Source organism: Micromonospora carbonacea (assembly GCF_014205165.1).
Lineage (GTDB): Bacteria > Actinomycetota > Actinomycetes > Mycobacteriales > Micromonosporaceae > Micromonospora > Micromonospora carbonacea.
In genome coordinates, this window is the sequence record NZ_JACHMZ010000001.1 from 5,632,085 (window position 1) to 5,651,204 (window position 19,120).

The window sequence follows — 19,120 nt, forward strand, 5'->3', positions numbered from 1 at the left end:
CCGCGTCGAACCGGCCCGGCCACCGGCGGCCCGGCCCACCACCCGGCGGCCGGCGCCGGCGGTCAGTTCGTGTTCAGCGCCTCGGTCGGCGCCAGCCGGGCGGCCCGGACCGCCGGGTAGACACCCGCCAGCACACCGGTGCCGACCGCCACCGCGAGCCCACCGAGCAGGGCCGTCGGCGGCAGGACGGCCGGCCACCGCTCGACGACGGCGTAGCCGGCGGTGACCGCCGCGCCGAGCAGGATTCCCAGCGCGCCGCCGATGCCGGTGAGCAGCACGGACTCGGCCAGAAACTGACTGGCGACGTGCCCGCGGCTGGCACCGAGCGCCCGGCGCAGCCCGATCTCCCGGCGGCGTTCGAGCACCGAAATGATCATCGTGTTGGCCACGCCGATCCCGCCGACCAGCAGCGCGACCGCGCCGAGCCCCAGGAACAACGAGGAGTACGCCTGCTCGACCAGACGCTGCGCGGCCAGCGCGTCGGACGGCCGGGAGACGAGCACCTCCTCGGGCCGCTGCGGGTTCGCCGTACGCCCGAGGACCGCCCGCACGTCGTCGACAGCCTCGTCGTCCACCCGGACGAAGATCGCCTGGGGACGCCCGTCGAAGCCGAGGTGGCGCTGCGCCGCCGGCCAGCCGACCAGGACCGAGTTGTCGATCTCCGGCGCGAGTGGGAGCCGGTCCAGCACCCCGACGGTGACGTACCAGCGGTCGTTGATCCAGACCGGCGGGGCCGGTTCCCCCGGGTGCGGCTCGATGCCCAGCAGCTCGCTGGCCCGCGCGCCCAGCACCACTGCCGGATACTGCTCGGTGACCCGGTCGAGGAACACCCCGGCGCGCATCGTCGACCTCAGCACGGTCGGCAGGTCGAGCCGGGCGGCGGCGACCGCGAGGCCGTTGGTCTCGCCCTCCGGCACCAGGTTGGTCCGCCGCACCCTGGCCGAGGTGTAGCCGATGGCGGAGGCCGACTGCACCGGTGCGATGCGCTGGATCATCGGCACCGACTCCGCGGGAAGCTGCGCCCGCTCCCCGGTGACCAGGTTCTGGCCGGGCGTGACGGTGAGCAGGTTCGGCCCGAGCGCGGCCAGCCCCGCCCGTACCGCGGCCTGGTTGGACGCCGGGATCCCGAGCACCGCGATCAGGGCGGCGATGCCGATGGTGATCCCGAGGGCCGCCAGCACCGTGCGCGCCGGGCGGGCCCGGATGCCGACGGTGGCGAGCCCGATCAGGTCGGGCACCGACAGCCGGGCGGGCGGTGGCAGTCGTACGGTCATCCGGTCACCGTGCCCGGCCGCGTCACGTCGGCGCGGATCCGCCCGTCGAGCATCTCCACCCGGCGGGGGAACCGGCCGGCGATGCCGAGATCGTGCGTGATCACCACGATCGTGGTGCCCTCGGCGTTGAGCTCCCGGAGCAGGCCGAGCACCTCCGCGCCCACCCGGGAGTCGAGGTTGCCGGTGGGCTCGTCGGCCAGCACGATGCTGGGACGGTTCACCACGGCCCTTGCGATCGCGACCCGTTGCCGTTCCCCGCCGGACAGCTCGGTCGGCAGGTGGTCGGCCCGGTGCGTGAGCCCGACCCGGGCGAGGGCCTCGTCCGCGCGGGCGCGCCGCAGCCGGGCGGGGACGCCCCGGTAGAGCTGCGCCGTGACCAGGTTGTCCCGGGCGCTCAACCCGTCGGTCAGGTGGAACGACTGGAAGACGAACCCGATCCACGACGCCCGCAACGCGGAGAGCCGGCGGTCGGTCAGCCGGTCGACCCGGTGGCCGTTGACCGACACCGTCCCGGCCGTGGCCCGGTCGAGGGTGCCCATCAGGTGCAACATGGTCGACTTGCCGGAACCGGACGGCCCGACGACGGCGATCATCTCCCCCTCGTGCACGCGGAGGTGCGCCGCCCGAAGCGCGTGGACCCCGCCCGGATAGGTCCTGGAGGCGTTCTCCAACTCCAGCACGGCGGTCATCCCGCGACCACCACCGTCATGCCCTCGACGACCCCGTCGCCGGAGACCTCGACCATGCCGTCGGCGAACAGGCCCAGCTCGACCGCGTGGTACCGCTGCTCGCCCTCGACCGCCTCGATCCCGTAGCCCCCCTCGCGCAGCGCCAACAGGGCCTCGACCGGCAGGGCCAGCGCATCCGCCCGACTGACGCCGTCGAACCGGACGGTGACCGGGCCGGTGTCCACCTTGGTGGCCAGCGCCGGGTCGGTGAAGTCGATCGTCACCGTGAGCGCGGCGCGGTCCTCCTCGTCGGCGTCGGCGGCGGCGACCGACCTGACCGTGCCGGTCGTGGACCGTCCGTCGGCCAGGTCGAGGCGGACCTTCGCGGCGGGGCGCGCGAACCGGCGCTGGGCCTCCTCCAGCCCCGCCCTGACCAGCCGCCCGACGCCGGTCACGTCGAGCACCTCGCCCTGGGCCGAGCCACCGAGCTGCCCGGTCACCTTGTCGACCCGCACCTCGCCGGGGAGCACCACGACGTCGCCGAGGGCGAGTCTCCCGGTCTCCGACAGGCCGAGTTTGCGCTGCCACTCGCCGAGCGCCCGCCGGGTGCCCGACCGGAACCTGCCGTCGACCGTGCCGACGTCGTAGCCGAGCGCGTCGAGGTTGCGCTCCAGGACCAGGACGTCGGGCCCGGCGGAGACCCCGTCGCCGATGTCCCGGTACATCGGCGTGTCCCCGACCAGCAACGGGACCGGGTCGGCGTCGACCGAGTAGAGCCGTTCCCCCCGCCCGACCAGCGCGCCGGGGCTGGGCAGCCAGGTGATCGTGCCGGCCCGGCGGCCGGTCACCGGGCTGCTCCGCCCGTACCCGACGGTGCCGTCGACCACGATCCGCTCGACCAGGTCGGTCCGGACGACCGTCGCGGTACGCCGGGGCGTGGCCTTCCGCGTCGGCTCGGCGGAGACGTGCTGGAGTCGGCTGTACGCCGTGGCGCCACCGGTGGTGAGCACGGCCACGGCCACGACGCTCCCCAGCAGCCAGCGCCGTCGCCGCTCGCGCCGGACCCGCACCGGGCCGCCGCTGCGGTCGGCGGTCGCCGCGCTCACGATCCGGCACCCGGCGTGGCCGGCAGGTAGCCCGCCTCCTGCCGGCACTCGCGCAGCTTGGCCAGGACGGTCGGATTGTCGATGTCGATCCCTGGCGGAATGGCCAGCGATCCGGATCCGCCGCCGGAGTGCGGATCGGGGTCCGGATAGTCGAACCCGTCGGCGCGCATGCACTTGGCCAGCGCCCGGGCCTGCTCCAACTCCTCCTCGCTGAGCGGTTTCGGATTGCCGCCGTTGGGCAGGTGCCGACGGCACTGCTCCAGCGCGGCGAGTTCCCGCTGCTGCTGGCCGGGGGGCTTGCTGGAGTCGACCTTGCCCGAGTCGTGCCCCGAGTCGCCGCCCAACTCGCTGCTGTCGCTGTTCGCGTCGAGATCGACTCCCTGCTGCCTCATGCACCGCCGGAACTCGTCCTGGTCCGCCTCCTGCGGCGCCTGGGAGGCACCGGACACCGACGCGACCTCCCTGCCGCCGACCTCGGCGGCGCAGCCGGTGGCCAGCAGCGTGGCCAGCAGGACGGGCGTCAACCACTTACGACTCATGGCGTTCCTCTTTTCCGGGCCCTCTCCCGATCAGGATCATCTCCAGCTCAGGAAGATGTCATTGTTGCCAACAGGTGTACCAGCGAGCTGATATTGGCGGCGTAAGCGGCAGTTCTTATCTCGAACTTAGAATCGAGCGGTGCACACTGGAGCCGGGTTTTCCGAGAAGGGATCTCAATGCGCGTGCTGATCGTGGAGGACGAGGCGGTGCTGGCCGAGGCGACGGCCGAAGGGCTGCGCCAGCAGGCCATGGCGGTGGACCTGTGCGTAGACGGCGCGGCCGCGCTGGAGCTGATCAGCATCAACCGCTACGACGTCGTCGTCCTCGATCGTGACCTGCCGCTGGTGCACGGCGACGACGTCTGCCGGGCGATCGTCTCGGCCGGCGGCGAGACCAGGGTGATCATGCTGACCGCCTCGACCGGCCTGGACGAACGGGTGTACGGGCTCAACCTCGGCGCCGACGACTACCTGACCAAGCCGTTCGCCCTCGCCGAGCTCGTCGCCCGGGTCCAGGCCCTCGGCCGGCGGGCCAGGCCGGCGCTGCCGCCGGTGCTGCGCCGCGCCGGCATCGAACTCGACGTCCCCCGGCACCAGGTGCTCCGGGACGGACGGTTCATCCCGCTGTCCCGAAAGGAATTTGCCGTACTGGAAGTCCTGATGCGGGCCGAAGGCACCGCGGTCAGCGCCGAGGAACTGTTGGAGAAGGCATGGGACGAACACATCGATCCGTTCACGAACGCGGTTCGAGTGACAATGATGACCTTGCGCAAGAAGCTGGGCAGCCCGGCGGTGATCGAAACGTTGTCCGGAGTGGGCTACCGATTGGGCGACTAGTCCTGCGCCGCCTGTCGGTCAAGGGGCACCTGGTCCTCATGTGCGGGGGGATCTTCCTCCTCAGCGCCGTCGTCCTATTGACGATCAACTACATCCTGTTCCGGGCGGCGCTGCCTCCGGCCGTCACCGGACGGATCGACACCGCAGGCCCGAACCCGACGTCGTTGGTGCGGCCGCTGAACGCGGAGACGGCGGCCGAATACCGGATCGACGTCCTCAACACGCTGCTGGTGCAGTCCGGCGTGACGCTCGCCATCACCCTGCTGCTCGCCCTGCTGGTGGGCTGGATCGTCGCCAGCCGCATGCTGCGGCCGGTGCGGGTGATGGCCGAGGCGGCGCGCCAGTTCAGCGCGGAGAACCTCAACGAGCGCATCCGGATGCGGGGGCACCGCGACGAGCTGACCGACCTCGCCGACACCTTCGACGAGATGCTCGACCGGCTGTCCGCCTCGTTCGACAGCCAGCGGCGGTTCGTCGCCAACGCCTCGCACGAACTACGCACCCCACTGGCCGCGCAGCGCACCCTGGTCGAGGTGGCGTTGGCCCGCAGGAGCACCGACCCGGACGTACGGGGCCTGTGCTCTCGCCTGCTCGCGATGAACGTCCGGATCGAGTCCCTCATCGAGGGGTTGCTGGTGCTGGCCCGCAGCGACCGCGGGCTGGACCACCGCGCCCCCGTGCGGCTCGACGAGGTGGCCGCCGGGGTGGTCGAGGCGCAACGCGCCCGCGCCGGCCAGCACGGCCTGCGCATCCACGCCGACCTGGCACCGCAGGTCGTCAACGGCGACCGGGTGCTGCTGGAGCGCCTGGTGATCAACCTGGTGGACAACGCGATCAAGTACAACCACCCGGGCGGGCAGGTCTGGGTACGGGTCGGCTCCCCCGGCCCCGTGCTCCGGGTCGACAACACCGGGCCGGTCGTGCCGGTCGACCAGTCCGCCGCGCTGTTCGAGCCGTTCCGGCAGCTGCGCCGGGGCCGGGACAGCGCGGATCACGGGGTGGGGCTGGGGCTGTCGATCGTCGCCTCGATCGCCCGGGCGCACCGCGGATCCGTGCGGGCCCAGCCGAGGCCGGCGGGTGGACTCGTCGTCGTGTTCGACGTGCCGGGATCCGCTCCGACCCAGCCACGGACCGCCCGGTACGTCGGCGCGTCGACCGCGTCGGACCGGGCCCACCCGGACCGGTCGGCACGCAGCTGAGCCGGCCGGTCCGCTACCGCCGGCCGGCGCGCCGGAGCCTGCGGCGCACGCCGCCGTCGACCCGTGTCCTGACCCGCGCCAGGATCTCCTCGTACCGGCGGTCCGCGCGCGTGCTGAGCGCCTCGGCCTGCTCCAGCATGGCCACGATCGTCTCGATCGCCGTGGTCAGGACCTGCCCGTCGTCGAGCTCGTCGGGGCTGCGGCTCTGCGTCATGCCGGTCGGCCGGAGCTCCGCCAGGTCGCCCGCGACCTGGCACGGGTAGTCCCGCAGCTCCGTGATCTGCCGCTCCGCCTGGTCGGCCACCCAGGCGGCCCGGTCGAGGCCGACGCCGAACCGCAGCCCGTTTCCGCGCTGCCGCAGCACCGAGTCGACCAGGTGCCGCTGGACGACCTCCTGGTACGGCCTGCGCAGCGGATAGCGGTCGCCCAGCGCGAGGTTGACCCGGCGCAGCACCTCGGCCTCGGCCGCGCCCAGCGAGGGGTTCGAGGTGGGGGCCGCCAGTTCGCAGAGGCCGTCGGGGATGCCCATGATCCCCGCGAAGCGGTGCCACAGGGTGTCGTGCGGCGCCCCGGGGGGCGGGACCGTCACCAGGTGGCGTCGCTCGGCGGGCACCAGGTCGCCCCAGCGGCGCAGCATCCGGTTCGCGGTGTAGTTCTCCCAGAACGTGTCGAACTCGCCGCGTTCCACCGCGCCCAGGAAGGCGCCGAAGCGCCAGCCGCTGCGGGCCCGGATGCTCTGCTGCCAGGTCGACGGCAGGGTGCGCCACAGGTCACGTCCGGCCACCACGATGTGCACCTCGGCCGGCAGCAGGCTCTCCACGGCGCGGGCCGCCTGCACGCTGCTCGCCCCGCCCAGCCCCTCGTTGCTGATGATCACGTCGCCCGGCCACCCGCGCGCCTTCGCGGCCAGCCGGTCCCACGTCCAGCGCAGGTCCGCGTCGCGCCAGGGCACCTGGCGCAGGTCGGTCATGGCAGCGTCCTGCGCGCGGGCGCTGCCCGGCAGCAGGATGCCGGCCCGCTTCAGCTCCCGCCTGTTCCGCCAGAGCACGTCCTGCACGAAGGTGCTGCCCGTCTTCGGGGCGCCGACGTGCAGGAAGACGCGTCTGGCCATGCCGCCTCCCCTGGTGGCTCAAGGGCGGCCGGTCACGGCCCGGCCCGTTCGGCGCCCAGGCTGACACACGAAGGTGGCGGGAAGGTGTCGTCGCGAAGGCCGTCGTGCCGCGGCTTGGCGACGCGTCGGGCCACGCCGCCGTCCCCCTTGCCGGCCGGCGGGAAGCGCGCGGTGTCAGCGCTGCGGCAGGACCAGGAGCGTCACGGAGTTCGCCGGGTACGTCGCGCTGACGCCGCCACGGGTCATCCGGAGATCCTCGCCCCGGACGATCGAGGTGAGGTCGGCCGGGCCGTAGGTGAACCGCTGGGCCCTGTCCCTGCCGTGGAAGCCGGCGAGCGTCAGCCGCGACGTCAGATCGCCGCCGGTCTTGTTGACCACCATGACGGTGAGCGCCCTGTCGCACGAGCGTTGCGCGGCGTAGACCGCGAGCTGTCCCTGGTCGCTGCTGACCGCCGACACGCTCACGTCGCCGAACCGGCTCCCGGCGCCGTCGTAGTTGCGGTACATCCGGAACGCGTACGCCCCGGGGTCGGTCGGTTTCGGTTCGCCCCAGATGGTCGCCAGGTCCAGCCCCTCGCGCCCGAAGATGCCGAGCACGTCGGCCTGCGCGAGCGCGCCGTTGATGTCGTCCAGCGCGCCCCAATTGTATTCGGTGATGGCGACCTTCGTGCCGGGGTAGTACTGCGCGACCCACGACTTCATCTGGCGGATGAACTGCAACGGCGGCGCGTTCACCCCGCCGGGGCCGATCCACGACTCGTCGACGTACGTCGGATCCCACAGCGACCGGGTGGACCGCAGCCGCAGCGCGTTGGCCTCCGGGTCCCTGCCGCCGCTGATCTGGGGGTAGTAGTGCTGGTCGAAGTAGTCGAGGAAGCGCTTCCCGCCGTGGGCGTCGCCGAAGTCCTTCATGTTCTTCAGGTACCACTGGGACAGGTTGAGCCCGCCGTGCGCCGCCGCGTCCGCGCCCGGCGCGCAGCCGTCCACGCCGGAGGCCACCCACTCGCAGTAGCCCCAGCCGGACGGGCCGAGCACCGCCGCGCGCGGGTCGGCGGCCTTGATGGCCGCGGCGGTCGCCGTGCCCTTGCCGCCCAGCTCGTCGTAGCCCACCGCCTCGGGATGCACGTCGCGGTGGGTGGAGCTCCACAGCACCGGCTCGTTGTCGAGTTCGTAGATGGACACGCCGCCACGTGACGCCGGGCCGAACTGGGTCACGAGATGCGACACCATCTCGCCCGCGAACGACGCGTCGGCCGGGATCGAGGTGTCCGTCGGGACCGCCCCGGTCAGGTTCGCGTCGGCGTGCCGGCCGTTGCCGCAGTTGGGGTCCCACTGGTCGAACGAGTCCTGCTCGGGGAACCGCGTGGCCGGGAAGCCGCAGGCGAACGGGTGCGACGAGGGCGAGTCCTTCGCCACCCATCCGATCAACGGCACGGTGACCACCTGCTTGGTCCCGTGGTCACGGTTCCGCCGGACGAACGCCTCGACCGTGTTGTCGGGCCCGGCCACGATGTTCTCGAAGTACCAGTCGCTGCCCGTGTTGTAGGTGTGGTTCCTGAAGTTGTAGCGGCTGCTCGTGTTGCCGCCCCAGCGCGCGACCGGCGTGCCGAGTTCGGCGACGAGCTCGGGGTCGCCCCCGTTCATGCCGTAGATGTCGGGGCTGATGGGGTGCCGGGCGGCGGACACGTCCACGGCCAGGGTGAGCCCGTCGGCAGCCGCCGCCGGGCCGGCGACGGCCTGGGCGGTCAGCAGCCCCGCCACGAGAGAGCCGGCCACGCCGATCGCCGTGGCCGGACGCGGCCTGCGCCGCCTTTGCACACCCATCAGGGGCTCCCGTCGCCGATCGGCCCGGGACGGACCGAATTCACATATAGATTATCGTCCATCTATATGATGGCCATCGATTCCCGCCGATTGAAATAATCGGCGCGCGTCCGCGCCAACCACCTACCAGAGAGGAGCCGCCCGTGTCCGGGGGCTCTCTGTTCCGCCGCCTGTGGCCGGCCTTCGTGGCCGCCGCCGCCCTGCTGGTCGCGGTGCCCGGTGTGGGCCTGGCCACCACACCCGCGGCCGACGCCGGCACCATGTCGACGCCGGCCAGCAGCGTCCCGCCGCCGGCCCCGGCCAGCACACCGGCGCCGCCGGCCCCGCCCACGCTGCTCACCGCCACCCAGGTGACCTCGACGTCGGTCACCCTGACCTGGACCGCATCCGTCCCCGGCTGCTGCGCCATCACCAACTACAACATCATGTACCCCGAGCCGTTCAGCGACGTCATACCGACCATCACGGTCGGAAACGTCACCACTGCCACGATCAACATCTCGCCGACCCACCAGTACAACATCAGGGTGGCGGCCAGGGACTCGACGGGACACACCTCCCCCTGGTCGAACCAGATCATCGTGGTGGCCCCGGCCACCGACAGCGGCCCGGACACCGTGCCACCCGGCTCGCCGACCAACCTGACCAATCGGAACGGCACCCTGTACTGGTCGGCCGCGCCGGACAACGTCGGCGTGACCGGCTACCGCGTCTACCGGTACGACGGCTGGTACACCTCCACGCTGCTCGGCACCACCACGTCGACGACGTACCAGCTTCCGCCCTCGGCCACGACGGGGCCCGGCCCGCACATCCAGTTCTACGTGCGCGCCACGGACGCCGCAGGCAACCTGTCGGCCGCGTCCAACACGGTCGACGCGACCAGCTCGACGCCCCCGGCAGACCTCCCGCCGACCCCGCCCGCGAACCTGGCGGTCAGCCGGATCACCTCGACGTCGGTCACCCTGACCTGGGCGGCGGCCGAGCCCGGCTGCTGCGACGTCACCGGATACACGGTCACCTACTTCCAGGCGTTCTACGACCTGGGGGACACCGTCCGGGTCGGCAACGTCACCACGGCCACGATCACCCTCAAGCCGGCCACGCAGTATCGCTTCATGGTGCAGGCCAGCGACTCGGGCGGGCACAGCTCACAGTGGTCGGCCCCGCTCACCATCGTCACCCCGGCGACCGACACCGGCCCCGACACCGTGCCGCCGAGCGCCCCCGGGACGCTGACCGTCACCGACGTGACCGCCGCGTCCGCCAAGCTGAACTGGACGCCCTCGACGGACAACGTCGGGGTGACCGGCTACAACGTCTACCGCTGGGACGGGGTCTTCGTCTCGACGCTGGTGGCCACCGTGACCGGCACCAGCTACCAGCTGTCGATCGCGCCCTCCGTGCCCAACCGCTACTACGTGCGGGCCCGGGACGCGGCGGGCAACGTGTCGATCGCGACCAACGAGGTGCGGGTCACCCCGCCGACCGACCCGACCACTGCGCCACCCGGCACCACCTGCGCGGTGACCTACCAGAAGCAGTCGGAATGGCCCGGCGGGTTCGTCGTCGACGTCACGGTCGAGAACACCGCCACGAGCGCCGTCAACGGCTGGGCCCTGGCCTTCACGTTCCCGGGTGACCAGCGGATCACGACGCTCTGGAGCGCCACCTACACCCAGTCCGGCTCCGCCGTCACGGTCCGCAACGCCAACTGGAACGGCACGATCGCGGCCGGCGCCAGCGTCACGTTCGGCTTCCAGGGCTCGTGGAGCGGCAGCAACGCGGTCCCCACGGGCTTCTCCCTCAACGGCACACCCTGCCGGTAAGGAAGGGCTGCCGAACCACCCCTGGCGACACATGGACGAACCGGGTCGGGCAAAGAGTCGCCCGGGCCACCGGCGCGGCGACGAGGAGGGCTCCGACCGAGAAGGCGACCCCAGGTCGGGGCCCTTCTGCCGGCACGCCGCCAGACAGCCGAACACCGAACACGCGGATCAAGATATCAACATTGGTCAAACGTTTCGACGGCCCGCTTCCCGCGGCTCCCGCCGCAGTCGTCGGCACGCTTCCAGCCATGCAGTCCGGTGCCGGCCGCAACGAGAGATGGTCACTACCGGCAACGATCGCCACGCTGTCTGGAAGGCGACAGGAGCCCTTCCAGGCAGCGTGGGCCAGACCGCTCCGCCACGTCGTCGACGCGCCCAGCGCCGACAGCATCGGCGCGGCGGACCGCCACGTAACCGCCCCTACCGTCGACGTCGATCACCTGGCGGGTCGCGCCCAATTCTCCGGTTGAGCCACGGCGTCTTTCGCGTTATTTGCCCGAGGTTTTCGCCGGCGCTTGATCACGCGCACCGTGAACGTCGTCGCGTAGCCACTGTTGGCGAGGCGTGAGAACCGTCATGCGCTTGTTGACCCAGGGATGGCTGACCACGGCAGGCCATGGCGGATGTTCGGGGCATTTCACCGCAGGATCACAGGAAAGCGATTGGGCAAAGTTCATCATGGTGAATTTTTCATTGCATGTAAATCTTTCGCACCTCGCCAGGCATAGTGCAAACTGGAGCCATGGATGCGCTCGGGGGGGCCCGCCCGAAGGGGAAAGTTCACGTTCGGCCGCCAATAGGCCTTTCGTCGTCAACAGCATCGACTTTCAGCGACCCCTGACGCCGCAGGCCCGCGGGCACCAGTTGTCGATCATGTCGCCGACTGTTGTCGACGCCGCCCGCATCAGCCGCCAGCGTGATCAGCCTACCTGCGCCACCTGGCCGATCATGGGAAAACGCGAATAAGGCCTGCACGTCGCCAGGCCGCCAAGCCGGCGGTCAACGCTGCGCTCTCTACGACCCCACCCCAGGCCGGGGGAACAGCGCCGACGAGGCCGCCTGTTCTCAACTCGGCCGCCTGAGCTGCACCTTCCCCGTGATTGCGTCCCGCCGGGCGCCGCGCGGACCGGACATGGCACGGCGAAACACCGCACGGATCTGGGTGATTTGCCGAGACAATTCCGGAACCAGCCCACGTCGGCAGGACCGTGTCCCCGAAAGGGATCGGGATGAAACGAGAGATGGTGTGAGAAGCAATGCAACGCGACATCGAAGTAAAGCTCTTACGGGCCCTCGTCGCCGTCGTCGACAATGGCGGCTTCTCCCGGGCTGCGCAGGCCCTGCACGTCACGCAGCCGACGGTCAGCCAGCAGATCCAGCGGCTGGAGTCCGTGGTCCAGTCTCCCCTTCTCGAACGCACGAACAGGCCGCTCAGGCTTACGAGCGCCGGACGTGAGTTGGTCGCCCATGCTCGCCGCGTCCTGCTGCTCAATAGCGAAGTCCTCGGCACCTTGTCGGCGCTGCGCGGCCAGGAGGCCTTCCGACTGGGCTACTCGGTGCACTGCGTGGCCGGATTGCAACGCATGCTCGCCGAGTTCGCGGCGGAGCGGCCCGAACTACGACTCGAGATAGTGACCGGCCTCAGTGCATCTCTCGCCGACAGGCTCGCCAGGGAGGAACTGGAGGCAGCCGTCCTGTTGGGGGTCTCGACGCCACGCTGCGAGATGCTGGGCCGGCTCAGCCTCGCCTGGTTCGGCCACGCCCCGGCCGCCGCCGACACCACGTACCCGGTGGCGATGGTGGGAGGGCACTCCGCGTTGAGCATGCGGATCTTGGAGGCACTGGCCGCAAACGGCGTGAGCTGGCACTCGGTGCCGTGGTCGGCCGATCCGGTGACGGTGCGGGCCGCCGTGGAGGCAGGCCTCGCGTACACGGCTCTGCCGTCCAACTCGCGGACCAGTCACCCCGGTCTGCTCCCCGCGCCCGACGACGTCCTCGGCCCCACGCCGGAACCCCTGCCGGTATATCTGGCCTTGTCGCCCTCGGCAAGCGAGCTCGTGGTCACCGCGGCCCGGATGGCGGCTCGGATAACGCTGAAGGACATGCCCCTCGTCGCTCCGTGACCCTGGTCGCCGGGCGCTGCGGAGCCGGCCGTCGACCCGCAGCCGCAGCGAGCTCCGGGGGTGCGCGGCCGAGGGGGGATCGGCCGCGCACCCGGCACCCGAGCGGTCAGTAGGAGGTCCTGGCCGCACCGCGCGCGGCCAGCTTCGGCCCGTACGGCGCGGAGTCCAACCACTCCCCGGCCTTCCGCCCCACGGCGGCGAGCGCCGCCGCGGTCCGCCGCCTGAGCCGGACCGCCCGACTGTCCGCGAGCATGTGCTCCAGGGCCGCGCTGGCGCAGGCCCGGTTGTATTCCGCCGCCTCCTTGCGTTCCCGGGCGAAGCGGTCGACTGCCGCCCCTGCCGCCGCGGCGTCCTTCGCCGACAGAGCTTCCCGGACGGCGTCCACCGCGCGGATGGCGTCGGGAATGCTGGAGTTCATCCCCCGCGCGCCGAAGGGGGCGAACAGGTGGGATGCCTCGCCGGTCAGCAGCACCCGGCGATGCTCGTCGGTGAAGTGGGCAGCGACCTGTTGCGCAAACCGATAGGTGGACACCCACCGCACCCGGTTGCCGTACGCGGCAGGCAGCACCTTGGGGATCCAGCGGCGCAGGCCCTCGGGGGAGGTGAACGTATCCGGCACGTCGTCGACGAGCAGGTTCAGGTCGACCCGCCAGCCGCCGGCGAACGGCACGATCAGCACGTTACGGCCGTCGACGCCGGGGTGGTGGTAGTGGAACACCCGCTCGATCGGCACGGGGTGTGCCGGGTCGTCGTCGAGGTCCACGATCACGAAGGTGTTCTGCGAACGCGGCCCCTCAAGGGGAATTCCGGCGGCGGACCGCAGCGGTGAGCGGGATCCGTCAGCCGCGATCACGTAGTCGGCCGTCCAGGTCCTACCGCTGGTGTCGGTGAGCCGGACTCCGTCGGCGGAGATCTCGGCGGAGCTCACCTCGGCGTCCCAGTGCAGCTGAACACCCCGTTCGCGGCACGCTGCGGCCATCAGGTCCTCGGTGCGCACCTGCGGGAGGCTGGTGAAGGGTGGCAGGCCCTCGCGGAGCAGCGGCGGGTAGGTCTTGCTGTAGATCTCCTTGCCGGCCCAGAACGAGCGCTTGGTGGACCACATCACGCCCTCGCCAGCGATCTCGTGACCGAGTCCGGGTGAGAGCTTCTCCAGCGCGACCAGTGAGGAACCGTGCAGGTACGCGGCCCGGCTGCCCGGTCGTACCGCGCCGGGGCCGCGCCGTTCGAGCACCGGGGCATCCAGACCGGCGGCACGCAGGGCCAGTGCGGCGCTGAGCCCGGCCGGTCCGGCGCCGACGACCAGCACCGAGTGATGGATCGGCGCCGCCGGGCCGTTGCTGGTCAACTCGGGTCCTCTTCCAGGTGGATCGTCTCGCTGGTGAAGGAGACGATGCGCCCGTCGAGGCCCCCGGTCAGCGCGGCGTGCCACAGCGCGGTGCGGATCTCGGTGCCCTCACGCCGCAGTATCAGTTCCGGCTCCGGCGAGCTGAGTTCCCAGTAGTCGCCGGTGCGGCGCAGCTGCATCCCGGCGCCCTGCGCGGTGCGCACCAGCGGCTCGAACTCCGCGACGTCCAGTACGTACAGGGCGAGTGTCACGAGCCCGACACCTCCTCGTTCTTGCGGATGAGCTCCGCCTTGCGCTGCCACAACGCCTGGGCGGACGGGCGAGGCGAGTCGGCCACGTCGACCAGCGCACGCAACGTCAGGTCGGCGTCTCGGGCGTCGATCTCCGCCATCTCACGGATCGGCCGGGTGATCTCGAGCTGGATGCCGTTCGGGTCGTCGAAGTAGATCGACTCGATGAGTTCGTGCGCCAGCGGCGTGGTGACCCGTACGCCGTGCGCCTTGAGCCTCGCCCGCCAGTCGAGCAGTTCCTCGGCGGTGTCGACGTGGAAGGCGAGATGCCGCGAACGGTGCATGAGGTCACCCTGCGGCCCCTCTTCGGGCAGGCCGAAATAGTAGAAGAACGCGATCCGGTTGCCGCGCCCCATGTCGAAGAAGAAGTGCACGAAGTCCGGGTAGTCCTCGGTGACCCAGCCGTTGGCGGTGATGGCGTGCACCAGGGGCATGCCGAGCACCTTGGTGTAGAACTCGAGCGTCGCCCGCGGCTTCCAGGTGACGTAGGCGAGATGGTCGACTCCGTCCAGGCTCAGCCGGGGCTGGCCGACCGGCGTGCCCGGGGGTGGTGATGCCACTTCTCCTCCTAGGGTGACAGCGGAAACGCCTGTCCTGCGCCTTTACGCGGGGGTACGCCCGCGCAGTCCGGTGACCGCGATGAGGGCGCCGATCAGCAGCGTCACGCCGCCGACGATGAGCGCGGAGCGGGTGCCGGAGGCGTTGGACGCCGACAGGCTGAGGACCACGCCGAGCACGGCCACCCCGAGGGAGGAGCCGACCTGGCGTGCGGAGTTGAGCGTGCCGGCGCCGATGCCGGCGAACTCGGTGGGAACGGTGCTGGCGATGCCGGCGACCAGGGCCGGGAGGGTGAACGAGATGCCGAAGCCGAACGCGAGCAGACCGACCAGGGTGGCCACGAGCGCCAGCCCGGAGTTGCCGGTGAACGGTGCCTGGATCAGCGCGCCGGCACCCATGAGGACGAAGCCGATGGTGGCCGGGCGGCGTGGGCCCACCCGGCCGACCAGGCGCCCGGTGAAGATGGGGTTGATGGCGGTCGGGATGGTCAGCGGGAGGAAGGCCAAGCCCGCGAGGGACGCCGAGTAGCCGCGGCTGTCCTGGAAGAACAGCGACAGCACGAACAGCAGGCCGGAGAGGCCGAAGTTGGCGAGCAGCCCGGCCACCAGCGCGGCGGAGAAGCCGCGGCGGCGGAACATCCGCGGCGGCAGCATGGCCGCGTCGCCGGCCCGCATCTCGGCTCGAACGAAGATGATGGCGGCGACCGGCACGAGTCCGAGGGCGATCAGCACTGCGCTGTCCGACCAGCCCTTGGCGGGGCCTTCGATCAGGGCGAACACCAACGCGGCCAGGGCGACGACGGCGCTGATCTGACCGGTCAGGTCAAGGCCGCTGCGCGGCTTGAGCGCGGTCTCCGACGCGAATCGGACCGTGACGACCAGGCTGATCAGCGTGAGGGGAACGTTGACCAGGAAGATGGCGCGCCAACCGACCGACTCCGTGAGCAGACCGCCCACCACCGGGCCCGCGACGAGCGCCGCGCCGGTGATCGCCGCCCACGAGCCGACCGCGCGGGCCCGCTCGGCGGGAACCGTGTACGAGTTGGTGATGATCGCCAGCGACGACGGAAGCAGCAGCGCGCCGGCGACGCCAAGCGCAAGGCGCAGCGCCACCAGGAAGCCGAGGCTCGTGGCGGCCGCCGATATGCCGGACAGGACGCCGAACGCGACCAGTCCCCAGACGAAGACCCGTTTGCCGCCCAACCGGTCCGACAGCCAACCTGCGGTCAGCAGCAGGGCGGCGAACGTCACCGTGTAGCCGTTGGTCACCCACTCAAGCGCGCTGAGCCCGACACCGAAGCTCCGGGAGATGGCGGGCAGTGCCACCGAGACGATGGTCAGGTCCAAGAGCACCATGAAGTAGCCGAGGGACAGCCCGATCAGAAGTGTGCGTGACGGCTTGCCCGACCGGTCCGATGCCACTACGGGTGGCGGCCCCGCCTGCGTTGCCATGTGTTTCTCCTCGATTGGGATTGCATTCCTTCACCGCTCCCTGCCAGGTGGCCGGGACTTTCCATTCAACCGGAGCCGCTGACCGATTTGTGGGTGGTGGTCCTCGGAAGGACCGGTGAGTATCATCGGCTGAGCCGATGGGTGCCGACGGGGGGCGACGCATGGAGCTGAGAAATCTTCGGGCCTTCGAGACCGTTGCACGGACGCTGAGCGTCACGCAGGCAGCGAAGGAACTGCATTACGCGCAATCCAGCATCAGTGACCAGATCCAGTCCCTGGAGCGGGAGCTGGGCGTCGAACTGCTCGACCGTTCCCAGCGCCGCCTGCGGCTGACTCCGCAGGGCGCGGTGCTCTCGGAGTACACCGACCGCATCCTGAAGTTGCTGGAAGAAGCGCGTTTCGCGGTCTCGCGTCCCGGCACGGAACTGGCGGTCGGTGCCCTGGAAACGGTGAGTGTGCACCTGCTGCCGCCGGTACTCGCCGCCTACCGCGACCAGAATCCGCAGATGCGGGTGAGGCTTGGGCACGACAACCGCGGCCAGTTGTACAAGGCGGTGCGCCGCGGCGATCTGGACCTGTGCCTGACTTTCGGCTCGCCCCCGCCGGACACGTCGCTGCGCTCGGAGACCTTGGCGGAGGAGCCACTGGTGATCATCGTGCCGCCGGCGCATCCACTCGCGGAGCGCGGCCGGGCCGGGTTGGCCGAGCTGACCCGGGAGGCGTTTCTGGCCACGGAGCAGGGTTGCGGCTTTCGAGAGATGTTCGAGGGAGTGTTCGGCGCGGGCACGAAGGAGCCCGTCGCCGAGGTGTCGAGCATCGGCACGCTCGGTGCGTGCGTGGCGGCCGGCATGGGGTGTGCGCTGCTGCCGATGCTGTCGGTGCGCCACCAGGTCGCCCGGGGCGAGGTGGCTGTCGTGCAGAGCGAGGACACCGATCTGCGGACGACGTTGACGATGACGTGGCTGGACCGCAACTCCGCGAACCCCGGCCTGGTCAGCTTCCAGTCGATGCTGCGTACGCACCTCAGCGGCTGAACGTCCACGCCGGTCATCGGACCGCCTCGGGCAGGGGCACGGCCCGCAGACGGGCGCGGGCGATCTTGCCGGTGACCGTGGTGGGCAACTCGTCGATGACGACCAGCCGTTCCGGAAGCTTGTAGGTCGCCAGCCCTTTGCCGGACAGGTGGCCGGTCACCTCGTCCAGGGTCAGCCCGGCACCTTCGCGCAGCGCCACCACCAGACAGGAGCGCTGACCCAGCCGGGGGTCGGGTTCCGCCACGACCGCGTGCTGGGCGAGCTGGGGCAGATCGTTGAGCAGTTCCTCGACCTCGAGCGCGCTGAACTTGAGCCCACCGCGGTTGATGAGCTCGTCGGCACGGCCGCGGTAGCCGACCGTTCCGTCCGGGTGAAGTGCGGCGAGGTCACCGGTGCGCAGCCAGCCGTCAGGGGTGAACGCGTCCCGGGTGGTGTCCGGCGCCCGGAAGTAGCCGCTGAACATGAAAGGGCTGCGGTACTGCAGTTCACCCGTCACACCGGGCCCGGCGAGCGCTCCGTTCGCGTCCACGATCCGTACCTCGGCGCCTGCGGCGGGCCGACCCACGGTGCTGGTGAGCTCCGCCGGGTCGTCGGGGCGGGTGTAGGTGCCCGCACCGACCTCCGTCATGCCCCATTGGACGATGACCCGGGCATCCAGCGTCCGTCGGATCCCGTCGACCAGTTCGCGGGGCACCGGGGCTCCGCCGGTGCGCACCTCGCGCAGTGACGGCAGCGCCCGGTCGGGCGTCGGCGCGCGTTCCAGCAGGGACACCAGGTCCCGCAGCTGCGCCGGTACGGCGAAGGCGGCGGTCGCGGAGGCACCGCACAGCAGATCGAGGAAGTCCTGCGCGTTCCACCCCTCGAACAGTCCGACGGCACCGCCGGTGACCAGGGCCAGGTGCACCGACAGCAGGCCGAAGGCGTGGCTGAGCGGGCTCGCGGAGACGATGGTGTCGGTCGCGTCGAGGCCACCATCCGCCGCGACGGCCCCGGCGTTGCCGAGCAGCCCGGCATGGCGGTGCACGCACAGCTTGGGGCGGCGCGAGGTCGTGCCGGACGACGCGAGCAGCAGCAGCGGCGCCTGCGGATCGCGCGGGGCCGGGGGCAGTTCGACGCCCGGATCTTCCGTCGCCATCAAGTCGGCGGAACCGATCAGGCCGGCGGTGGGCGGGGGCTCCTCGTCGCCGAAGAGCCAGACGTGGGTCAAGGACGGGCAGGCGGCGCGTACGGCGTCGATCTGAGCCATCCGTGAGCGTCCCCGGTGCGAGTCCCGGGCGACCAGTGCGACCGCGCCGGCCTGGGTGACCAGCGACTGCACCTCGTGCGCGCGGTAAGCAGTGTGCAGGGGCAGCATCAGTACGCCGAGGCGGGCGGTGGCCGCATGCAGCACCAGCAGTTCCCAGCAGTTCGGCAGCTGGGTGGCGAGCACGTCGCCGGCGCGCAGCCCGGCACGGTGCAGGGCGCCCGCGGTGCGCTCGGACTGCGCCAGGCAGTCCTGCCAGGTGCGCCAGCGGTCACCGTCCCACACCGCGTCGGCCTCTCGCCCGGCGGCGGCCCGGCGCAGCACTTCGGTGAACGTCGAAGGGGCCGTCGGTGGCACGGCGGGACATTCCACGAAGAACCTCCTGGGAACGAACGACGTCACGGCATCGCGCCGGACCCGGCAAGGAGTGTTGTCCGCCGTTCGGGAAATAGTCCATGGCCCCGCTATAAAGAATCTTCATCGGCGCACGCTAGGTGGCCGAAGAGTGTTCCTTGTGGGCGAGTGGGTCGACGCTCCGCCAGCCCGGTGCCACTGAGGTGCGCAAACGAAGCACCGACGAGGGGTGATCCTGCCGAGACGCGAGTGCGCCGGGACCAATACCGACAAGATACGTCAATGGAATAAGCCGCAGGGACACCCTTCGTTGGGCACACGTAGAAGGTTTTCTT

At 71.1% G+C, this 19,120-nt stretch carries 16 protein-coding genes; 5 read left to right on the top strand and 11 right to left on the bottom strand.

The genetic code is table 11. From position 1 onward, the window contains the following. Positions 1-62: 62 nt before the first annotated feature. Genes HDA31_RS23520 through HDA31_RS23535 form a run of 4 tightly spaced genes read right to left on the bottom strand, consistent with a single transcriptional unit; the run spans position 63 to position 3,587 of the window. On the bottom strand, positions 63-1,274 hold the full coding sequence (locus HDA31_RS23520; RefSeq protein WP_074478389.1) for an ABC transporter permease: 1,212 nt from the start codon (positions 1,272-1,274) through the stop codon (positions 63-65). Further along, positions 1,271-1,963 carry an ABC transporter ATP-binding protein gene (locus tag HDA31_RS23525; protein ID WP_178063546.1) on the bottom strand — a complete coding sequence of 231 codons (693 nt, stop codon included), beginning with the start codon at positions 1,961-1,963 and terminating at the stop codon, positions 1,271-1,273. Before HDA31_RS23525 ends, HDA31_RS23520 begins: the two co-directional genes overlap by 4 nt. After that, positions 1,960-3,048 carry a peptidoglycan-binding protein gene (locus HDA31_RS23530; protein ID WP_178063545.1) on the bottom strand — a complete coding sequence of 363 codons (1,089 nt, stop codon included), beginning with the start codon at positions 3,046-3,048 and terminating at the stop codon, positions 1,960-1,962. The genes HDA31_RS23525 and HDA31_RS23530 overlap by 4 nt, the downstream gene beginning before the upstream one ends. Then, a complete protein-coding gene (locus HDA31_RS23535) occupies positions 3,045-3,587 on the bottom strand; it encodes a hypothetical protein (protein ID WP_178063544.1) in 543 nt (180 codons plus the stop codon). Before HDA31_RS23535 ends, HDA31_RS23530 begins: the two co-directional genes overlap by 4 nt. A gap of 177 nt (positions 3,588-3,764) precedes the next feature. On the opposite strand from HDA31_RS23535, the gene HDA31_RS23540 reads away from it, so the two are divergent. Both HDA31_RS23540 and HDA31_RS23545 read left to right on the top strand, forming a co-directional pair. After that, positions 3,765-4,424, top strand: coding sequence for a response regulator transcription factor (locus HDA31_RS23540; protein WP_178063543.1), 660 nt, complete (start codon positions 3,765-3,767; stop codon positions 4,422-4,424). A gap of 38 nt (positions 4,425-4,462) precedes the next feature. Continuing rightward, complete coding sequence (locus HDA31_RS23545; RefSeq protein ID WP_178063542.1) at positions 4,463-5,623, top strand: sensor histidine kinase; 1,161 nt, start codon at positions 4,463-4,465, stop codon at positions 5,621-5,623. A gap of 13 nt (positions 5,624-5,636) precedes the next feature. On the opposite strand, the gene HDA31_RS23550 is transcribed toward HDA31_RS23545, so the two are convergent. Both HDA31_RS23550 and HDA31_RS23555 read right to left on the bottom strand, forming a co-directional pair. Then, the gene (locus HDA31_RS23550) at positions 5,637-6,734 is read right to left on the bottom strand and encodes a hypothetical protein (RefSeq protein WP_074478377.1); all 1,098 of its coding nucleotides are present in this window, start codon (positions 6,732-6,734) and stop codon (positions 5,637-5,639) included. A 174-nt stretch (positions 6,735-6,908) separates the two neighbouring features. Next, positions 6,909-8,510, bottom strand: coding sequence for a glycoside hydrolase family 44 protein (locus HDA31_RS23555; RefSeq protein ID WP_246384436.1), 1,602 nt, complete (start codon positions 8,508-8,510; stop codon positions 6,909-6,911). A gap of 191 nt (positions 8,511-8,701) precedes the next feature. Here HDA31_RS23555 and HDA31_RS23560 point away from each other — a divergent pair, with 191 nt between their 5' ends. Together HDA31_RS23560 and HDA31_RS23565 are read left to right on the top strand one after the other, a co-directional pair. Beyond that, positions 8,702-10,387, top strand: coding sequence for a cellulose binding domain-containing protein (locus HDA31_RS23560; protein WP_178063540.1), 1,686 nt, complete (start codon positions 8,702-8,704; stop codon positions 10,385-10,387). A 1,256-nt stretch (positions 10,388-11,643) separates the two neighbouring features. Next, positions 11,644-12,510 carry a LysR family transcriptional regulator gene (locus tag HDA31_RS23565; RefSeq protein ID WP_178063539.1) on the top strand — a complete coding sequence of 289 codons (867 nt, stop codon included), beginning with the start codon at positions 11,644-11,646 and terminating at the stop codon, positions 12,508-12,510. A gap of 106 nt (positions 12,511-12,616) precedes the next feature. Here HDA31_RS23565 and HDA31_RS23570 read toward each other — a convergent pair whose 3' ends face one another. From HDA31_RS23570 to HDA31_RS23585, 4 genes are read right to left on the bottom strand one after another with little or no spacing between them, the layout of a single operon-like run. After that, positions 12,617-13,855 (bottom strand): FAD-dependent monooxygenase, encoded by a 1,239-nt coding sequence (locus HDA31_RS23570; RefSeq protein WP_178063538.1) that lies wholly within the window; start codon positions 13,853-13,855, stop codon positions 12,617-12,619. Further along, a complete protein-coding gene (locus HDA31_RS23575) occupies positions 13,852-14,106 on the bottom strand; it encodes a hypothetical protein (protein WP_178063537.1) in 255 nt (84 codons plus the stop codon). Before HDA31_RS23575 ends, HDA31_RS23570 begins: the two co-directional genes overlap by 4 nt. Further along, positions 14,103-14,705, bottom strand: a complete 603-nt coding sequence (locus tag HDA31_RS23580; protein WP_178063536.1) for a VOC family protein — start codon at positions 14,703-14,705, stop codon at positions 14,103-14,105. The genes HDA31_RS23575 and HDA31_RS23580 overlap by 4 nt, the downstream gene beginning before the upstream one ends. A gap of 42 nt (positions 14,706-14,747) precedes the next feature. Further along, complete coding sequence (locus HDA31_RS23585) at positions 14,748-16,154, bottom strand: MFS transporter (RefSeq protein WP_178063535.1); 1,407 nt, start codon at positions 16,152-16,154, stop codon at positions 14,748-14,750. Positions 16,155-16,315: 161 nt separating this feature from the next. Here HDA31_RS23585 and HDA31_RS23590 point away from each other — a divergent pair, with 161 nt between their 5' ends. Next, a complete protein-coding gene (locus HDA31_RS23590) occupies positions 16,316-17,188 on the top strand; it encodes a LysR family transcriptional regulator (RefSeq protein WP_074478522.1) in 873 nt (290 codons plus the stop codon). A 13-nt stretch (positions 17,189-17,201) separates the two neighbouring features. Here HDA31_RS23590 and HDA31_RS23595 read toward each other — a convergent pair whose 3' ends face one another. Further along, complete coding sequence (locus tag HDA31_RS23595; protein WP_178063534.1) at positions 17,202-18,803, bottom strand: AMP-binding protein; 1,602 nt, start codon at positions 18,801-18,803, stop codon at positions 17,202-17,204. Positions 18,804-19,120: the final 317 nt, after the last annotated feature.

Coding starts and splice junctions, on each gene's coding strand:
- HDA31_RS23520 (WP_074478389.1), bottom strand. CDS start 1,274: ATGACCGTACGACTGCCACCGCCCGCCCGGCTGTCGGTGCCCGACCTG.
- HDA31_RS23525 (WP_178063546.1), bottom strand. CDS start 1,963: ATGACCGCCGTGCTGGAGTTGGAGAACGCCTCCAGGACCTATCCGGGC.
- HDA31_RS23535 (WP_178063544.1), bottom strand. CDS start 3,587: ATGAGTCGTAAGTGGTTGACGCCCGTCCTGCTGGCCACGCTGCTGGCC.
- HDA31_RS23540 (WP_178063543.1), top strand. CDS start 3,765: ATGCGCGTGCTGATCGTGGAGGACGAGGCGGTGCTGGCCGAGGCGACG.
- HDA31_RS23545 (WP_178063542.1), top strand. CDS start 4,463: ATGTGCGGGGGGATCTTCCTCCTCAGCGCCGTCGTCCTATTGACGATC.
- HDA31_RS23550 (WP_074478377.1), bottom strand. CDS start 6,734: ATGGCCAGACGCGTCTTCCTGCACGTCGGCGCCCCGAAGACGGGCAGC.
- HDA31_RS23565 (WP_178063539.1), top strand. CDS start 11,644: ATGCAACGCGACATCGAAGTAAAGCTCTTACGGGCCCTCGTCGCCGTC.
- HDA31_RS23585 (WP_178063535.1), bottom strand. CDS start 16,154: ATGGCAACGCAGGCGGGGCCGCCACCCGTAGTGGCATCGGACCGGTCG.
- HDA31_RS23590 (WP_074478522.1), top strand. CDS start 16,316: ATGGAGCTGAGAAATCTTCGGGCCTTCGAGACCGTTGCACGGACGCTG.